Origin of the sequence: Stomatobaculum sp. F0698 (assembly GCF_030644385.1) — a bacterium.
Classification (GTDB): Bacteria; Bacillota; Clostridia; order Lachnospirales; family Lachnospiraceae; genus Moryella.
The window spans coordinates 941,964-960,362 of sequence record NZ_CP130060.1; the positions used below are offsets into that span (position 1 = coordinate 941,964).

Below are 18,399 nucleotides of genomic sequence, written 5' to 3' on the forward strand. Positions count from 1 at the left end.
GAACCGCGGAAAGGTTTTGGTTTATGGAGGAAAGCAAGAAGCAGTCACTCTTTGTGGCGCAGCTTAAGGATACCATTGAGGAGAAGAGCAAGCGGCTTGGGCGTCCGGTGCGCTATCACATCACAACGATGGGCTGCCAGATGAATGCGCGCGATTCGGAGAAACTCTCCGGTATACTCGCGGAAATCGGCTGTGAGGAAATCCCGACCGAGGACGCGGACATCCTCCTCTTTAACACCTGCACGGTGCGCGAAAATGCGAACGAAAAGCTCTACGGGCATCTCGGCATTGTGAAGCATTTTAAAAAGCTGAATCCGGACATGCTGATCGGTATCTGCGGCTGCATGATGCAGGAGAAGGATGAAGTGCTCCGCATCCAGAAGAAGTATCATTTTGTGGATCTGGTTTTCGGCACCCATAATATCTGGAAATTTCCGGAGCTCCTCTACGCGGTCGAGGCGGAGAATCAGCGCGTTATCGATACAGCGGAAGAGCGGAACAACTTCCGGGATCACATGCCCGCGCGCCGTAAGACCTGGTTTAAGTCGGGCGTGAACATCATGTACGGCTGCAACAACTTTTGTACCTACTGCATAGTTCCCTATGTGCGCGGCAGAGAGCAGTCGCGCGAGGCGGAGGATATTGTGCGCGAGGTGAAGGCGCTCGTTGCGGACGGCGTAAAAGAAATCATGCTGCTCGGGCAGAATGTGAATTCCTACGGAAAGGGCCTTGCCGGGGGCGAGAGTTTTGCCTCCCTGCTCGAAAAAGTATGTCAGGTTGAGGGGCTGGAGCGCATACGCTTTATGACGCCGCACCCGAAGGATCTCTCCGACGATCTGATTGAGACCATCAAGCGAAATCCGAAAATCTGTCGTCACATTCACCTTCCGCTCCAGTCGGGCAGCTCTAAGATTTTGCAGCGCATGAACCGCCGCTACACGAAGGAGTCCTACCTCGCGTTGGTCGAGAAAATACGGCGGGAACTCCCGGAAGTGGGACTCACGACCGACATCATTGTCGGCTTCCCGGGGGAGACCGAAGAGGATTTCCAAGATACCCTCGAGGTGGTATCCCGCGCGTCCTACCAGGCGGCCTTCACCTTCATTTATTCCAAGCGGAGCGGCACACCGGCAGCGGAGTTCGAAGATCAGGTGCCGGAGGATGTGGTCGCGGACCGCATGAAGCGGCTCATTGCCCTGGTGCAGCAGTTTGCCTCGAAGGCGGCGGACCGCGACGAAGGGAAAATCGAGCCTGTCTTGGTCGAAGAAGTGAACGCGCAGCGCTCGGGCTATGTGACGGGACGACTTTCCAACAATCTGATGGTACATTTCCCCGGGGACGAGAGCTTAATCGGCGCTGTGGTGCCGGTTTTACTCAAGGAATCCAAGGGCTTTTATTACATGGGAGAGAGGAGGGACTAAAGTGGCGCTTTCACCTATGATGACGCATTACCTGGAGACCAAAAAGGCCTATCCGGACAGCCTCTTGTTCTATCGCCTCGGCGATTTTTACGAGATGTTCTTTGAGGATGCGCGCCTGGTGTCAAAGGAGCTTGAGCTCACTTTGACCGGCAAGGAGTGCGGACTCGAGGAGAGAGCCCCGATGTGCGGTGTCCCCTTTCATGCGGCAGATACCTATATCAATCGACTCGTGAAAAAGGGCTATAAGGTTGCGGTCGCGGAGCAGATGGAAGATCCGAAGCTCGCAAAGGGTCTGGTGAAACGCGAGGTCATACGCGTTGTGACCCCCGGCACTGTCACGGCGGCCGGAGCCCTCGAGGAGGAGAAGAATAACTACCTCGCCGCGGTCGTTGAGGACGGCGGTCGCTACGGGTTGGCCCTCGCGGATATCTCGACCGGCAGCTTTCTTGTGACCGAAGCCGAGGGAAAGAAGGAACTCTGCGATATTTTAGCGGAGTTCCATCCGGCAGAGCTCTTAAAGAGGGAGAGTTTTACCCCGGACGCAGTGCTTCGCGCAGACGAGGAAATCGCGACCAGTACACTCTCGGATTCCGCCTTCCAAAGAGACAGCGCTGTCAGCTTACTCTGCGAGCACTTCCATACGGCAACGGTGGAAGCGCTCGGTTTGGCCGATTACCCGCTCGGAACGCTCGCAGCCGGCGCGGTGCTCCGCTATCTCTATGACACACAGAAGAGCCGCTGCGAGCTCATCACCGAGCTCAAGGCTTACCGCGGCTCTGCCTATCTCTTGATCGATGCGGCGTCTCGGCGCAATCTTGAGCTCACGGAGACCATGCGGGATAAGGGTAAGCACGGCTCCCTGCTCTGGGTTTTGGATCGCACCAAGACCGCGATGGGCGCTCGCTTCCTTCGGAACCTCATCGAGAAGCCGCTTCTTAGCCTTGAGACCATCGAAGAAAGACAGGACGCCGTACAGGCGTTTTTGGAGCGCTACATCGACCGGGAAGAGCTGAGAGAGTATCTCGCCCCGATTTATGACATGGAGCGCCTCATGGGGCGCATTACGCTCGGCAGCGCAAACGCGCGGGATATGCTCGCCTTCTGTACCTCCATTGCGGCCCTGCCGCCGATACGGGAGCTCCTCAAGAGCTTTTCGGCGCCGCTCTTACAAACGTTTGCGAACGAGCTCGACGATTTAAGCGATCTCTGCGCCCTGCTTCGCTCCGCCATCGCGGAGGATCCGCCGCTCACGCTCCGAGAGGGGCATATTATTCGAGAAGGCTATCACGAGGATGTGGACCGCTACCGGCGGGCAAGCAGCGAGGGCAAGCAGTGGCTCGCGGAACTCGAGGAAAAAGAGCGCGCTAAGACCGGCATCAAGAATCTAAAGATTAAGTACAACAAGGTATTCGGCTATTATTTTGAGGTGACGAATTCTTTTCTCTCCCAGGTGCCGGATTACTTCCGGCGGCGGCAGACGCTCGCGAATGCAGAGCGCTACACGACCGAAGAACTCGGGAAGCTCGAAGAGAGCATACTCGGCGCGGAGGAGAAACTCCTCACCCTTGAATTCGATCTCTTTCAGGAACTGCGACAGAAGCTTTCCGCGGAAGTTGCACGCATCCAAAAGAGCGCCGGCATCGTGGCCTACCTTGACGCGTTGCTCTCCCTTGCGGATGTCGCGGAGCGCTATCACTATGTGAGGCCGAAATTAACGGCAGACGGTCCCCTGCACATTGTGGGCGGGCGCCATCCGGTTGTGGAGCGCATGATGGAGAGCGGGCGCTTTGTCGAAAACGACACCTTGCTTGACAGCGAGGAGAATCGCATCGCCATCATTACCGGTCCCAATATGGCCGGAAAATCCACCTATATGCGTCAGACCGCGCTGATTGCGCTGCTTGCGCAGACAGGTTCCTTTGTTCCGGCGGAGCGCGCGGAACTCGGACTTTCCGACCGCATCTTTACGCGTGTCGGTGCCTCGGACGATCTCGCTTCCGGCCAGTCTACCTTTATGGTTGAGATGACAGAGGTCGCAAACATTCTTCGAAATGCGACGAAGAAGAGTCTCATTATCCTCGATGAAATAGGACGCGGCACTTCGACCTTCGACGGTCTCTCGATCGCCTGGGCGGTGGTTGAGTATCTTGCGGTCGGACGCCTTTCGGGGGCAAAAACGCTGTTCGCGACCCACTACCACGAACTCACCGAGTTGGAAGGCAGCATACCGGGGGTCAATAACTACTGCATCGCGGTGAAGGAGCAGGGAGATGAAATTGCCTTTCTCCGAAAAATCATCAAGGGCGGTGCGGATCAGAGTTACGGCATTCAGGTCGCGAAGCTCGCGGGCGTACCGGCGGCGGTTACAGCGCGGGCGCGGGAAATCGCGGAAGAACTCTCGGGTGCGGATATTGCGGCGCGCGCCCGAGAACTCGCATCGCGCGGGGCTGACTTGCCGTCCGTACCCGCTTCCGAGCAGAACGCGAAACCTGTCGTCACGGAGGCAGAGCTTAAGGTTCTGAGACAACTCAGAGAAATCAATCTCTCGGAGCTCACGCCGCGCGCGGCCATCAATCTTCTTTACGGTATACAGGAGACACTATGAGCATTCAGCTTCTCGATGAGAGCACCATCAATAAGATTGCGGCGGGCGAGGTCATTGAGCGCCCCGCTTCGATTGTGAAAGAACTCACGGAAAATGCGATCGATGCCGATGCGAGCGTCATTACGATAGAGATACGCGACGGCGGCATTTCGATGATACGTGTGACGGATAACGGCGGCGGCATCCCGGCGGATGAGGTAAAGACCGCCTTTCTTCGCCATGCGACTTCCAAGATTCAGCGCGCGGAGGATATCCTTCACGTTCGTAGCCTCGGCTTTCGCGGTGAGGCGCTCGCCAGTATCTCGGCGGTTTCCCGCATTGAGCTCATCACAAGGCAGCGGGATGCGCTGACCGGTATACGCTACGCGGTCGAGGGCGGCAGAGAGACGGTATTTGAAGAAGTCGGGGCACCGGGCGGCACGACCGTCATCACCCGCGACCTCTTCTTTAATACGCCGGTGCGGCGCAGCTTTTTGAAGGCGGCGGTCACCGAGACCGCGCATGTTGCGGCGCTCGCGGAAGAACTGGCGCTGTCGCATCCGGAAATCTCCATCCGTTTTCTTGCGAACGGACAGAGCCGCTTTCATACGAGCGGGAATCGAGAAGTGAAGGACATCATCTATCAGCTCTACGGCAGGGAGATTGCGAGTAAGCTGCTTCCGGTTTCGCGAACGGAACAGGGCTTTTCGGTGCAGGGCTTTATCGGCAGACCGGAGATTTCAAGGGGAAGCCGTGCTCTCGAACACTACTGCGTGAACGGGCGCTATATCAAGAGCCCGCTGCTCGCAAAGGCGATAGAGGATGGCTACGGCGACCGCATGATGCAACATAACTTCCCCTTTGCGGTACTCTTTCTTGAGATGGATCCGGAGACAGTCGATGTGAATGTGCATCCGACCAAGCGGGAAGTGCGTTTTTCGGACACCCAGGCCTGCTATCTCTTTCTGCGTTCCGCGGTGGAGGATGCGCTGCAGCGCGCGGAGTTGATTCGTCTTTCCTCTCTGCAGGAAGAAAACAAAAAGAAGGCTGCGCAAAGCGCGGCGCTCGGACGCGACTCCGTTTCTCAGGAAGAAGTGCGGGCGGAAGCACGTCCGCAGCACAAAAAACCGCCGGAACCTTTTGAGACGCAGCGCTTAACGGAAGAGCGTAAGCGGGAGGCAGAAGAGCAGGCGCTTTCGCTTTCCTCTTTTCTCTCGGCCTACGGGCAGCGGCAAATCAATCAGAGCGCGAAGGCGGAGAGCACAGGGACGAGCGAAAGCAAGACGGCGGAGAGCCCGGCAAAGCCGGACTCCGGGCAGACAGCGGACAGAGAAGCGGTTTCGGAGCGCAAGGCTGTCGCCGAGGAAAAACCGGCGTTTGAAACTGTGGAACGCGGGGGGCAGTATGCGCTCTTTCGGCCTGAGGAGAGAAAAAATCTCCGCTTAATCGGCGCTGTTTTTGACACCTACTGGCTCGCGGAGCGCGGAAATTCACTCTATCTCATCGATCAACATGCGGCACACGAGAAGGTAAACTATGAGAGGCTGCTTGCGTCTTATCGAAAGCAGGAACTCAGTTCCCAGCGTTTGGAACCGCCGCTCCTTATCACCCTGAGTGCGGAAGAGCAGGCGTTGCTTGAGAGTGAGCGGGAGAGCTTTGAAAAAATCGGTTTTTCCGTCGAGCATTTCGGCGGTTCCAGCTATGCGGTGCGCGCCGTGCCGAATATTCTGCCCTCTGTCCTAAAGGAAGAGCTCTTAAAGACCATGTTTGCGAGTCTCGCAGAGGGACAGCGCGCGGACGATGTGCCACTCCTCATTATCGAGAAGACGGCATCCATGTCCTGTAAGGCGGCAATCAAGGGAAATCAGCACATTTCGCTTGCGGAGGCGGAAGCCCTGCTCGATGAGCTCTTTTCCCTCGAAAACCCCTACAACTGCCCGCACGGCAGACCGACCATCATTGAACTCACAAAAACAGAACTGGAACGGAGGTTTAAGCGCATTGTGTGAGAAACAGACGCTGATTGCGCTCACCGGCCCCACGGCGGTCGGAAAAACCGCGCTCTCCCTTGCACTTGCCAAAGAACTGAACGGTGAAATTATCTCCGCGGATTCCATGCAGGTATACCGCGGCATGGACATCGGGACGGCAAAAATTCGAACAGAAGAGATGCAGGGAATTCCGCACCATCTGATCGACATTCTGGAGCCCGAAGAGAATTTTGACGCGATGCAGTTTCAGCAGCGCGCAACGAATGCGATAGCGGACATTCAGGCGCGCGGCAAAGTCCCGATTTTGGTCGGCGGAACCGGATTTTATCTGCAGACCGTACTCTACGATGTGCCCTTTTCCGAAGAAAGCCGGGATGAGGCCGTGCATGCGGCCCTGGCGGCGCGAAGAGCCCGCGAGGGGATTGCGGCGCTCTACGCGGAACTCACCCGGGTCGACCCGGAAGCTGCGGCGCAAATTCATCCGAACAATGAGAAGAGGGTCCTCCGTGCGCTTGAGTACTATCTTTCGAGCGGCGATAAAATCTCGCTTCACAATGCGGCGGCGAGGGAGCGCCGCTCCCCCTACCGCCTCTTCTACTTTGTGCTCAATATGGACAGAGCCTCGCTCTACCGTAGAATCGATGCCAGGGTGGAAGCAATGTTTGAGGCGGGACTCGTCGATGAAGTGCGTACACTTGCTCTGCGGGGCGTACCGCGGACAGCGACTTCCATGCAGGGCATCGGTTACCACGAGCTCTTTCCTTACCTCGACGGAGAGGCAGAGCTATCGGTCTGCAAGGAACAGGTTAAAACGGATACGAGACATTTTGCAAAGCGCCAAATCACCTGGTTTCGCCGGGAGAGAGATGCGCGGTGGTTTATGCGGGAAGACTATGCCTCCGAGGAAGCGATACTCGAAGACATGCTGCGCCGCGTTCGTGACAGAAGGGAAGATACCGAATGAGCGAGAACTTTGAAGAGAGCCTCCATGATATTTACCGTGCGGCGGGACTGTCGGAGCGAATCATGAAGCTGGGACAAGAGGCAGAGGCGCAGTGCAAGTCGCGCTTTGCGGAAATCGATGCGATTGCCGAGTACAACCAAATGAAGGTACTCAATGCGCTGAGAAAGCATCGCATCGGTGAAGCACATCTTTCGCCGAGCACCGGTTACGGCTATAACGACCTCGGCCGTGATGCGTTGGAGGCAGTTTACGCCTCTGTTTTCGGCACCGAGGATGCACTGGTTCGCGCGCAGCTTGTGAGCGGCACCCATGCGCTTACGGTTGCGCTCTTCGGAAACCTGCGCCCGGGCGATGAGATTTTCTCTCCGGTCGGCAAGCCCTATGACACCCTGGACCAGGTGATCGGGATACGGCCGCAGTGCGGAAGCCTCAGGGAGTACGGGGTCAGCTATCGCCAGGCGGATTTAAAAGAAGACGGCAGCTTTGACTTTGAAGCGATTCGCGAAGGCATCAACGAGAAAACGCGCCTAATCGAAATTCAGCGCTCCAAGGGTTATTCCGCGCGGAAAACACTCTCGGTCGAGGAGATTGCGGAGCTGATTCGCTTTGTCAAATCCGTGAAACCGGATGTCATCTGCATGGTGGACAATTGCTACGGCGAATTCGTGGAGCGCCATGAGCCGAGCGAATACGGCGCAGACCTGATGGTTGGCTCCCTCATCAAGAACCCGGGAGGCGGTCTTGCACCGATCGGCGGTTACATTGCCGGAAAACGTGAGTACATCGAGAACGCGGCCTATCGCCTCACGGCGCCGGGCCTCGGAAAAGAACTCGGCGCTTCGCTCGGTGTCACGCGCCAGTTTTTCCAGGGACTCTTCCTCGCGCCTACCGTCACGGCCTCCGCGGAGAAGGGGGCAATTTTTGCGGCGCAGCTCTATCAGAATCTCGGCTTTGCGGTGAAGCCGCGGGCGGAAGAGCTCCGTCATGATATTATTCAGTCTGTCGACTTACAGTCTCCGGAGGCGCTCTCTGCTTTCTGCATCGGCATCCAAGCTGCCTCCCCGGTGGACAGCTTTGTGACACCGGAGGCCTGGGATATGCCGGGCTATGAGGAGCCTGTTATCATGGCGGCCGGCACCTTTGTCTCCGGCGCTTCGATTGAGCTCTCGGCCGACGGTCCCATGCGTCCGCCTTACACCGCCTTTTTCCAGGGCGGACTCACCTATGCCCACGCAAAAATCGGCGTGCTCATGTCCCTTCAGAAGCTTGCGGACGCCGGGCTCGTTTAAACTGTGCTATAATAAAAACGTATTTCCTCACTGTGCCTGGAGAGCTTGGGAGGAAGACGAATGATAAAGTTGAGAGATGTACGGCCGGAAGAAAGACCTGCGGAAAAGGCAAGACGCCTCGGCATTGCAAGCCTGAGCGACCGCGAATTGCTCTCCCTTCTCTTGCGGAGCGGCTGCCGAGGGCAGGATGTCACGGCACTCTCTGCGCTGGTTCTCGAGATGGAACCGCGGCGGGAAGGCCTGCTCGGACTCTTGCACAACAGCATGCAGGACTACATGCGCCTTCGCGGCGTCGGAGAGGCAAAGGCCTTGCAGCTTGTTGCCATCGGAGAACTATCGAAGCGCATATGGCGGCGCGAGGCCGCAAAGAATCTGACGACAGCCTTTTCGGATCCCGGGCTTTGCGCGCGCTATTATATGGAGGCCCTGCGCCACCTCGAGCAGGAAGAGCTGCATGCGGCCTTTCTCGACACCAAACTGCGCTTTATCAGCGATCAGCTCCTGAGCCGCGGCTCGGTGGATGCCTCCGTCGTCTCTGTGCGGGAGCTCATGATTGCCGCGCTCCGTGCACGGGCCGTGCGTATGATACTCGTGCACAATCACCCGAGCGGAGATCCGCGTCCCAGCGCGGACGATCAACGCGTGACCGCAGAAGTGCAGGCGGCCGCGAAGCTCATCGGCATTCCGCTGGAAGATCACATTGTCATCGGAGATAATGCCTACTACAGTTTTAAGGAGTGGGGTCTATTGTGAAAATATCGAATAACCGTTTGGTTCTCATTGTTCTCAGCGTATCCTGCGTCGGAATGATAGGACTGACGACAATTAAAAACGAACAGCTTCGCCCCATCCGGACTGCGGTGGGTTATTTTCTGTTGCCGGTCCAGACCGGTGTGAATCGGGTGGGCAGTGCGGTTTACAGCAATTTCAAGAATCAGGAGAAAATGCGAACCGCCCTCGCGGACAATGAATCTCTGCGCGAACAAGTTGCCACACTCACCATGGAAAACACGCGTCTGCAGAGCGACAGCTACGAACTGAGTCGTCTTCGCAAACTCTATGAGTTGAATCAGACCTACGGACAGTATCGTATGACGGGAGCCAGGGTCATCGCGAAGGATACCGGAAACTGGTTTCACGTGTTCCGCATTGACAAGGGGGCGCGCGACGGCATCAAGCCGGATATGAACGTAGTCGGTGACGGCGGCCTCATCGGCATCGTGACCGATGTCGGCGATAACTATGCGACGGTTCGTTCGATCATCGATGATGTGAGCCGCGTGAGTGCCATGGCGATTCAGTCGAACGATACCTGTATTGTCTCCGGCAATCTGCAGCTCTATGCCAACGGCAAGTTAAAAATCAGCGATATCACCGACACGGCGGATATCAAAGACGGCGATGCCATTGTGACGAGCACGGTGAGTTCCAAGTTTTTGCCGGGTATTTTGATCGGCTATGCCGGGGATCTGAAGACCGACCCGGACAGACTCACGCGGAGCGGAACCTTGGTCCCGGTGGCTGATTTTGAGACCATACAGGAAGTTCTGGTTATATTGGACCTTAAGTCGGAGATGCGGGAGGACGGCAGCTTTGAGACGCCGCGGACATCGCTGCCGGATCCGGAAAGTCTGACCGCTGCCGAAACCTCTGCCGCGGAAGAAAGCAGCGCAGCTTCGGAGACGATGCCGGGGGAAGAGAGCGGTGCCGCTGCTGAGACTGCCGCAAGCGAGACGACGGCCGAAGCCACAACGGCTGCGAGTACCACCGTCGCGAGTACCACAGCTGCGAGAACGACGGCCGCTTCTACGACCGCTGCAAGTACCACGCGTGCGACCGAGCCCCGCCGTGAGACGACGGAAGCACGACGAGAGACGAGACGGCGAGAAACTTCTGCTTCCACGGAAAGAAGACAGCAAGAGACAGAGAGAACACGTACCGAGACAACGGCAGCACAGCCCCAGGAGAGTGCGGCGGCCACCGAACCCGTGCAGACAGTCGAAAGTTTGCCGAGTAACCCTTGAGGAGGCCCTTATGAAGCGTACCCTCTTAAATTTACTTGTGTTGGTTGCGGCCTTTGCGCTGCAGAGCTCCATCCTGCCTTTTATTCCCTTCCTCTCGGCGACGCCTAATTTGATTCTTATTTTCACCTTTGCCTACGCCTTTATTTACGGGCAGAGGGACGGCATGCTCTACGGACTTGCGGCGGGATTGCTCATGGATTTGTTTCACTCGGGCGCCTTCGGCTTTTTCACGCTCTTTTTTGTGTGGATCGGCTTTTTAAACGGAGCCCTCTCGAAATACTACTATGAGAGCTACATCACGCTGCCGCTGTTACTCTGCACCATCAACGAGTTTCTCTATAACTTCTACATCTACGTGTTCCGTTTTGTCATCCGGGGCAAATTCGATTTTCCGTTTTACTTCCGAAATATCGTATTTCCCGAGATTATCATTTCCCTGTTGTTTACGCTGGTCATCTACCGCTTCTTCCTATGGTACAACCGTAAGCTAGAGTTCCTGGATCAGAGGCGGGCGACTGTCTGAGGAGAAATCAGTGCTGAGAGATTTTCTGGAATTACTGCGCGAACGCTTTGCAGAACTGCGCAGAGAGGTAAAAACGTCGCGACTCTTTATATTGGGCCTCGGCTATATGGGGCTGCTCGCAGTCATGGTCTTTCGCCTGTATCAGCTGCAGATAATCAACGGAGAGTCTTACCAGAAGAACTATCTGCAAAAGACCGAGAAGACGGTGTCCATTCCCGCGACACGCGGCAATATCTTTGATACAAACGGAAAGCTGCTGGCGTATAACCGTCTCTCCTATAATGTGACCATCAAGGACAGCGGCGAATACAGGAAGCCCGCGCAGCGTAATCTCATGTATTATCGTCTGATCCGGATTTTGAATGCGCACGGGGAGACCGTGACCGGACGATTGGAAATCGGTCTGAACGACAACGGCGCGTTTTACTTCACGAGCCCCAATGAAGAGGCAAGAAAGCGTTTTCTCCGCGACTTTTACGGCTTGAAGCGAGTTACGGAATTGACCGGTGCTTCCGGAAAATACCCCTCGGAAATTACGGCCGAAGAGTTGCTGAACAAGCGTTTTCAAAGCTATAAGTTAAATGAGCTGAAGGATGAAGAAGGTAATCCGCTGAGTCTCAGCAATTTGGAGAAGCTGGAACTTGTGAATATCCGCTATACCATGGGGCTCACAGCGTATCGAAGCTACGAGAGCACCGTTGTTGTGACACACGTGAAGGATGAGACCCGAGTCGACATTCTCGAGAATCAGGCAAAGTTGCTCGGTGTCAACTGTGAGCAGACCACGGAGCGTGTCTATAACGATGCGGTTCCGTTCTCATCGCTGATCGGATATGTCGGTAAAGTGCCGGATGAGCAGTTAAAAGAGTTGCGCGAAAAGAATCCGGACTACAGTCTCAGCGATACCATAGGACGCACCGGCATAGAAGAGTACATGGAGCAGGATCTGCACGGCAAAAAGGGATCCCGTACCATGTATGTCGATAACGTCGGCCACGTGATGGAAGTGGAGAGTGAGACCGAACCGGTCGCGGGTAACGATGTGTACCTCTCAATCGACCGTGACCTACAGGTCGGTATCTATCATCAGCTCGAGCAGCATCTCGCGGGTATACTCGCCGCAAAGCTGGTGAATGAGGACAATCCGAACAACGATACCACGGACTCAACGGCACGCCTCATTCCGATTAAGGATGCTTACTACCAGCTGATCGGAAACAATGTACTCTCTCTGGATCACATCAAGGGCGAGTCTGCGAGTGAGACCGAGCGTTTTATCGCGGAGCGTCTTCGCAGCTACGGGGAGAGTTCTTTGGCCGCGATGCGATCCCAACTCATGGATTCCGCCCCGCTCAATATGGCGGAACTTCCGAACGATCAGCGCGCATTTCTCTATTTCCTCTATACCTATCTCGCTTCTTCGGAGAGCGGTATTGTTGAGAAAGATCAGATTGATAGCAGCAAAGATTACTATGCCCGTTGGAAGGCAGACTCCATTTCGCTGCGTGAATTCCTGCAGGACGGTATTAAAGACGGTTGGATCAATACCACCGCAGTGAAGGGAGTCAAAAAATACGCGGGAGCGGAAGAAGTCTATCAGGCTTTGATCGATTCTTCGCTGGAAGAACTGAAGAGTAATTCCGACTTTGAAAAGCTGCTCTGCCAATACATGATACGAAATAATTTGGTCGGCGGAAGAGAACTTTGTCTCGCGCTCTTCGATCAAGGCGTGCTGGAGCCGGATCCCGCCGCACAGGCTGCCCTTGCTTCAAACGGTCCCGCCTACGCTTACAGCTATTTTGTACAGCTCGTGTCGGATTTGAAAATCACACCGGCACAGCTTGCGCTGGATCCCTGTACCGCGGGCTGTGTCGTGACCGATGTCACAACCGGAAAGGTAAAAGCGCTGGTATCCTATCCGGGTTACGACAACAATCGTCTGACCAACACGATGGACGCACGTTACTACACGCGCCTCGTACAAGACGAATCTCTTCCGCTTTACAACAACGCGACGCAGGCGAGAAAAGCGCCGGGTTCTGCCTTTAAGCCCATCACTGCGATTGCGGCACTTGAGGAAAATGTATTCGGTCTCACCGATACCATTAATGGTACCGGTATTTACGATGAGATTACGCCGCCGCTTCGCTGTTGGATCTATCCGGGACGTCACGGACTCCAGAACATGGAGTCCGGTATCCGAAATTCCTGTAACGTTTTCTTTGCGGATCTCGGTCATCGTCTCGCGACGAATGCGCAGGGCGAGTATGACCCGGGGCTTGGCATGGAGCGCCTCAGCAAGTATGCGATCATGTTTGGTTTGGACCAGAAGTCCGGTGTTGAAATTATCGAGAACGATCCCATGATTTCGAATCAGAGTCCGGAGCAGTCGGCCATCGGACAGGGTACGAACTCCTTTGCCAACGTACAACTTTCTCGCTATGTGACGGCGCTCGCCAACCGCGGCACGGTCTTTAATCTTTCGGTCTTGGATCGTGTGACGGACTGGCAGGGAGAGGCCATCCGGAGTTACGAACCCAATGTCATTAAGACCATGGACGTAAAAGCGGAGAACTGGGACGTCGTACAGCGCGGTATGCGCGGGGTGGTCGAGTCCGGTTCGGCAAGCCGTATTTTTAAGGGCTTAGAAGTCAACATCGCCGGAAAAACCGGTACGGCACAGGAGTCGAAAACGCGAGCAAACCACGCGTTCTTCATTTCGTTCGGTCCTTATGAGAACCCGAGCCTTGCGGTTACGGTGAACATCCCCTACGGTTATACCTCGGCAAACGCGGCTTCCGTGGCTAAGGATGTTTATCGGCTCTGCTTCGGCTATACGAATGTGGATGAGGTTCTGAACGCAGGTGCGCAACGCGCAAGCGATGCACGGATTGAGGATTAAAAAACTTGAAGATTTTTGACAATTTAGCTAAAAATACTGGAAATATTACCGGTTTTCCGTTAGAATTTGAGGAGGCGTGCGCGGAATGGATGTAAAACATTTTTTGAGAGCGTTTTCATTCCGCTTGCTCTTTGCGGTCTGCGCGCTGAATGTCATAGGTATTTTGGCAATCAACAGCGCAACGAATCAGAGCATGGCCTATGTCGGGCGTCAGGCGACCGGCATGGCACTCGGCATAGCGGTCATCGCACTGATATGCTTTGTGCCCTATCAAAAATTGCTGCGCTATGCGGTGCTGGTATTTGCGATATGTGCAATTCTGCTGCTCATGGTGCGCTTTTTCGGAAGAAGCGTCAACGGCGCGAAGCGCTGGGTCGTACTGCCGGGAGTCGGACAGGTGCAACCTTCCGAGTTTGCCAAAATCGGTGTTGTGATGTTTTTTGCCTGGCTGCTCGGAAAGAACCGTGAGAGCGTCAACGAACCTCGTTTTTTGCTACTGTTTGCGGCGTTCGCGATGATTCCGATCGGTCTCATCAGTTCGGAGCCGGATCTCTCGACGACCATCGTCGTGACGGTCAGCATACTTGCCATGCTGTTTGCGGCAGAGCTCAGCTATCGCTGGATCGGGCTTTCCATGTTGGTTGCGGTTCCCTTCGGTCTGAGTACTTTGTTTCTCTTGCAAAGAGGTATGGTGCCGTTCCTAAAGGATTATCAGGTGCGGCGTATTTTGGCCTTTCTTTACCCGGCTAAGTATGCGGATGCAAACTGGCAGCAGGACAACTCCATTATGGCTATCGGCTCGGGACAGCTCTTCGGCAAGGGCCTTAACAATAACACCTTGGCTTCCGTTAAAAGCGGAAACTTCCTCTCGGAGGAACAGACAGACTTTATTTTTGCTGTCATCGGGGAGGAAATGGGCTTTGTCGGTTGCCTTCTGGTGCTGTTGCTCTATGCGATTTTGGTTTACGAGTGTTTTTATCTCGCGGGAAAGGCGCGTGACATGGAGGGGCGTATTATTTGCACCGGAGTCGGTGCGCTGATTGCGTTCCAAGGCTTCAGCAACATTGCGGTGGCGACCGGTATTTTCCCAAACACAGGTCTTACGCTTCCGTTTATCAGTTACGGAGTCAGCTCACTGCTCGCCTTTTACGTGCAAATTGGCTTGGTAATCAATGTCGGACTGCAACGGCGGGATATCGTACACGAAGATGACATGCCGCGCGGCAGAGTCGGCTTTGGGGGAAGATACCGCTGAGCAATCTTTCAAAGAAAGAATGAGGAAATGGCAGTATGAATATCGGATTGATTGCACATGATGCAAAAAAGAAGTTGATGCAGAACTTTTGTGTCGCTTATCGCGGAATACTTGCGAAGCATACGCTGTTCGCAACCGGAACCACGGGACGTCTCGTGGAGGAGGTTACGAATTTAACGGTTCACAAGTATCTTGCGGGACATCTGGGAGGCGAGCAGCAGCTCGGTGCCCAGATTGAAGACAATGATCTGGATCTCGTTATTTTTCTTCGTGATCCTTTGCAGCCGAAGCCGCACGAACCCAACGTCGGCAATGTGCTCAGACTTTGCGATATTCATAACATCCCGGTTGCCACCAATCTTGCAACCGCGGAACTGCTGATTAAATCCATGGAGCGTGGCGAGTTTGAATTCCGAAATTACTACAGGCGCTGAGTACGGCGGAAGCCGGAGAAGGGCAAACAGAAGGCGAAAAAAGCGAGGATTACCGCTCCTTCGCCTGTTCCTTCTGCTCTGTTTGATTTGCGGAGTTCTGGCCTATCGCGAGTTCGGGATGCGTTTTTCAAAGCGCTATGCGGCGGCGGAAGACGGCACGGCACTACTGAAGAGCACAAATCCGAGCTCGGTGCTAGTCCCCTTTGCCGCGGACTTGGCGGTACCCGAAGCGGAGAGCGGCAGCGAGTATCTGACGGACGTGCGCGCCGAAGGAGTTCTTCTGATTGACGGGACCAACAAAAAAAGTCTGCTCTCACACAATGCCTACACACGAATGAATCCGGCATCGACAACGAAAATCATGACCTGTTTGATTGCACTCGAAGATCCGGAGATTCATATGGACGATCTATGGACGGCCGGACCGGAAATTGTGGTCTCGGAACCCGGCGCAAGCATGGGCGGCTTTCAGCAGGGAGATCAGCTGACAGCGGAGCAGGTGCTCTATTGTCTCATGGTGCGATCCGGCGCGGATGCGGCGAATATGGTCGCAACACGCGTTGCGGGCAGCGAAGAGGCCTTTGTCGAGAGGATGAACCGGCGTGCGAAAGAACTCGGCGCAACCGGCACGCACTTCACAAATTCGCACGGTCTCACGGATCCCGATCACTACACAACGCCTTACGACCTCTATTTGATTCTGCACGAGGCCATGAAATACCCGGAATTTCGGAAACTCGCGAGCGAGAAACTCTATGTCGCGGACTACGTGGATGCATCGGGACAAGCCGTGCAGAAAAAATGGTTCAGCACCAACTATTATCTTGTCGGCAAGGCAAAACTTCCGACGGGATTTTCGGTAGTCGCAGCCAAGACGGGAACTACCTTGGCGGCAGGTGCCTGCCTTGCGCAGCTCAGCGCCTCCGAGTCCGGAAGAGAGTATTATTCGATTGTGCTCAAATCACCGAATCACGATACCTTATATCAAGACACCAGCCTGTTGCTCCAAAAAAGCGCACAAGTCCATTGAACTTTTTGGGGCACTAACGTATAATTATCATAACAGAAAGATACCAAGGAGGTAGAAACATGGTTCAGATTATTGTGGGCGTCAAGGGAAAGGGAAAAACCAAGCGTCTTCTTGAGATGGCAAATGAGGCTGTTAAGGACGCGAAGGGCACGGTTGTCTACCTTGATAAGAGTGCAAAGCACATGTATGAGCTCAGCAATAAGATTCGCTTGATCAATGTGAATGACTTCGACATCATGAGCAGCGACGGCTTCACCGGTTTCGTCTCCGGCATCATTTCACAGGATCATGATTTGGAGACCATGTTCCTCGACAGCTTCCTCAAGCTCGCAAACCTTGAGGGCGGCGATATCACCCCGGTGATTGATGCACTTGAGAAGATCGGTGAGAAGTACAATGTTAAGTTTGTGCTCAGCGTTTCGATGGATGCTGTGGATCTTCCGGAGAATGCAAAGAAAGACGTTGTCGTCGCACTCTAAAACAGAGGCGATTCAATACTTTACGGGCAGCCCTTTCGGGCTGTCCGTACTTGTGTATAGGCTTTTTCGCACAAGCGGAGGTGCTTTTGGAGAATCAAAAGAAAGCGAAACAGGAGAACTCCGGAATCTTACGACCGGAGCACATTTTCCTGCTTGGCGGTATCATCTATCTTGCATTGATTATAATCGCACCGTTTATGAAGAAACATCCGCGCATTGTCACCGTAGAACCCGGAGAGATTGTCAGCAACACCGATTACACGGGTATCATACTGAGAGATGAGCAGCTTGAGACAGCCCCGCGCAGCGGTTATCCGGTCTATTATTTGCAGGAAGGAAAACGCGCGGCTGTCGGGAATCGCATCTATGCGCTGACCTCGACGGATGTAAGCCCCTTGCTTCAAAGCAGTTTATCGGGAAACAACGCACTGGACGCCGATAACATCCACGAAATTAAAAATCGTCTTTCGTCCTATCGTAAAAGCTATGACAGAGATCAGTTTATTCAAAACTATGCTGCGGAGGACAATATCCAGTCTCTGCTGTCTTCTTATGCTTCTCTGAGTCTTTTGGATAATTTGGATTCCGAGATGCAAAAACAAGGAATCGAGTTGACTGATGTGAGCTCACCGCTGGCGGGCGTCGTATCGTTCCATGTCGATTCCTACAGTGCAAAGGGACTGACAGAAGACGATATCAGCGCGAGTCTGTTCGAACAGAGTACCATGAAACAAGACGGGCCCGTGCAGGGGACGAAGGGGCAAAACAACTATGTCAACGCGGGAGATGTGGTGTATCGCATTGTTCCTTCGGAGGAGTGGAAAGTGATTTTTCCGCTCGGCGATAAGGAGACGCGTGAAAATACGAAGAGTCTCCGGGTTAATTTTATCGGCAGCAATATCAGTATGAGCGGTGACTACCATGAGATTTCCGACAAGGATGAGAGCAGCAAGAAGCGTTACGGTGTATTAACCTTCCAGCGTTATATGATTCAATTTCTCGAAGACCGCTTTGTTTCTTTCCGCATTGTGGAGGGAAGCAAGGACGGTCTCAAGGTGCAAAAAAGTGCGCTCACGAAGAAAAAATTCTACGCGATTCCACTCATCTATTTGACCCGAGGCGGGGCGAATAACGGGAATGTCGTACATCGCCTGAAGATCGAAAACGGTCAGGAGCAGGCGAGCGATGTGCCGGTCACGGTTGTCGATCGCGATGATGATTATTTCTATATCAGCATGGACGGCGGCTCCGGTTTACAGGAAGGAGATCAGCTGATCAACGATGCGCGCGATCAAAAATTTCAGGTCGGAGCAACGGGAGAAATCATCGGCGTCTACAGTGTGACAGCCGGCGTTGCGGAATTTCGAAAAGTCAAAATCATCGAGGAAAACGATGAGTATGCCATTGTACACCGCGATATCAGCGGCAGCATCAGTCCCTACGATCGCATTCTGTTAAACGGCAGCGAGGGGCGTGACGGTGCATTGATTTATTGAGGAGGAA

At 54.4% G+C, this 18,399-nt stretch carries 13 protein-coding genes and 1 pseudogene; all 14 read left to right on the forward strand.

All coding sequences use genetic code 11. The annotated features are described in order from the left end of the window. Positions 1 to 23 precede the first annotated feature (23 nt). Positions 24 to 1,421: a tRNA (N6-isopentenyl adenosine(37)-C2)-methylthiotransferase MiaB gene (gene miaB / locus QU660_RS04450; RefSeq protein WP_304947115.1), complete on the forward strand. Its 1,398-nt coding sequence runs from the start codon at positions 24 to 26 to the stop codon at positions 1,419 to 1,421. Between the two features lie 16 nt (positions 1,422 to 1,437). Next, the gene (gene mutS / locus QU660_RS04455) at positions 1,438 to 4,026 is read left to right on the forward strand and encodes a DNA mismatch repair protein MutS (protein WP_304947223.1); all 2,589 of its coding nucleotides are present in this window, start codon (positions 1,438 to 1,440) and stop codon (positions 4,024 to 4,026) included. Then, a complete protein-coding gene (mutL, locus tag QU660_RS04460; protein WP_304947116.1) occupies positions 4,023 to 6,014 on the forward strand; it encodes a DNA mismatch repair endonuclease MutL in 1,992 nt (663 codons plus the stop codon). The genes mutS and mutL overlap by 4 nt, the downstream gene beginning before the upstream one ends. After that, entirely contained in the window at positions 6,007 to 6,960 is a 954-nt protein-coding gene (gene miaA / locus QU660_RS04465) for a tRNA (adenosine(37)-N6)-dimethylallyltransferase MiaA (RefSeq protein WP_304947117.1), read from the forward strand. The genes mutL and miaA overlap by 8 nt, the downstream gene beginning before the upstream one ends. Next, positions 6,957 to 8,249, forward strand: a complete 1,293-nt coding sequence (locus QU660_RS04470; RefSeq protein ID WP_304947118.1) for a methionine gamma-lyase family protein — start codon at positions 6,957 to 6,959, stop codon at positions 8,247 to 8,249. The genes miaA and QU660_RS04470 overlap by 4 nt, the downstream gene beginning before the upstream one ends. A gap of 60 nt (positions 8,250 to 8,309) precedes the next feature. Next, on the forward strand, positions 8,310 to 9,002 hold the full coding sequence (gene radC, locus QU660_RS04475; protein ID WP_304947119.1) for a RadC family protein: 693 nt from the start codon (positions 8,310 to 8,312) through the stop codon (positions 9,000 to 9,002). Then, positions 8,999 to 9,817, forward strand: a pseudogene (gene mreC, locus QU660_RS09845) (rod shape-determining protein MreC); the annotation flags it as partial. The gene radC and the pseudogene mreC, both read left to right, overlap by 4 nt. Positions 9,818 to 10,283: 466 nt before the next feature. Then, the gene (gene mreD, locus QU660_RS04485; RefSeq protein WP_304947120.1) at positions 10,284 to 10,796 is read left to right on the forward strand and encodes a rod shape-determining protein MreD; all 513 of its coding nucleotides are present in this window, start codon (positions 10,284 to 10,286) and stop codon (positions 10,794 to 10,796) included. Between the two features lie 10 nt (positions 10,797 to 10,806). Next, positions 10,807 to 13,698 carry a penicillin-binding transpeptidase domain-containing protein gene (locus QU660_RS04490; protein WP_304947121.1) on the forward strand — a complete coding sequence of 964 codons (2,892 nt, stop codon included), beginning with the start codon at positions 10,807 to 10,809 and terminating at the stop codon, positions 13,696 to 13,698. Between the two features lie 85 nt (positions 13,699 to 13,783). Continuing rightward, the gene (locus QU660_RS04495; RefSeq protein ID WP_304947122.1) at positions 13,784 to 14,953 is read left to right on the forward strand and encodes an FtsW/RodA/SpoVE family cell cycle protein; all 1,170 of its coding nucleotides are present in this window, start codon (positions 13,784 to 13,786) and stop codon (positions 14,951 to 14,953) included. Between the two features lie 35 nt (positions 14,954 to 14,988). Further along, complete coding sequence (mgsA, locus tag QU660_RS04500) at positions 14,989 to 15,387, forward strand: methylglyoxal synthase (protein WP_304947123.1); 399 nt, start codon at positions 14,989 to 14,991, stop codon at positions 15,385 to 15,387. 82 nt (positions 15,388 to 15,469) lie between these two features. After that, positions 15,470 to 16,417, forward strand: coding sequence for a D-alanyl-D-alanine carboxypeptidase family protein (locus QU660_RS04505; RefSeq protein ID WP_304947124.1), 948 nt, complete (start codon positions 15,470 to 15,472; stop codon positions 16,415 to 16,417). A 59-nt stretch (positions 16,418 to 16,476) separates the two neighbouring features. Further along, positions 16,477 to 16,896 carry a twitching motility protein PilT gene (locus tag QU660_RS04510; protein WP_304947125.1) on the forward strand — a complete coding sequence of 140 codons (420 nt, stop codon included), beginning with the start codon at positions 16,477 to 16,479 and terminating at the stop codon, positions 16,894 to 16,896. 86 nt (positions 16,897 to 16,982) lie between these two features. Then, positions 16,983 to 18,392, forward strand: coding sequence for an HlyD family efflux transporter periplasmic adaptor subunit (locus QU660_RS04515; RefSeq protein ID WP_304947126.1), 1,410 nt, complete (start codon positions 16,983 to 16,985; stop codon positions 18,390 to 18,392). Positions 18,393 to 18,399: the final 7 nt, after the last annotated feature.

Excerpts from the sequence above, each read along its gene's own strand:
- mreD (WP_304947120.1), top strand. The coding sequence starts at position 10,284 with ATGAAGCGTACCCTCTTAAATTTACTTGTGTTGGTTGCGGCCTTTGCG.
- miaB (WP_304947115.1), top strand. The coding sequence starts at position 24 with ATGGAGGAAAGCAAGAAGCAGTCACTCTTTGTGGCGCAGCTTAAGGAT.
- QU660_RS04470 (WP_304947118.1), top strand. The coding sequence starts at position 6,957 with ATGAGCGAGAACTTTGAAGAGAGCCTCCATGATATTTACCGTGCGGCG.
- mutL (WP_304947116.1), top strand. The coding sequence starts at position 4,023 with ATGAGCATTCAGCTTCTCGATGAGAGCACCATCAATAAGATTGCGGCG.
- mgsA (WP_304947123.1), top strand. The coding sequence starts at position 14,989 with ATGAATATCGGATTGATTGCACATGATGCAAAAAAGAAGTTGATGCAG.
- mutS (WP_304947223.1), top strand. The coding sequence starts at position 1,438 with ATGATGACGCATTACCTGGAGACCAAAAAGGCCTATCCGGACAGCCTC.
- QU660_RS04495 (WP_304947122.1), top strand. The coding sequence starts at position 13,784 with ATGGATGTAAAACATTTTTTGAGAGCGTTTTCATTCCGCTTGCTCTTT.
- QU660_RS04510 (WP_304947125.1), top strand. The coding sequence starts at position 16,477 with ATGGTTCAGATTATTGTGGGCGTCAAGGGAAAGGGAAAAACCAAGCGT.
- radC (WP_304947119.1), top strand. The coding sequence starts at position 8,310 with ATGATAAAGTTGAGAGATGTACGGCCGGAAGAAAGACCTGCGGAAAAG.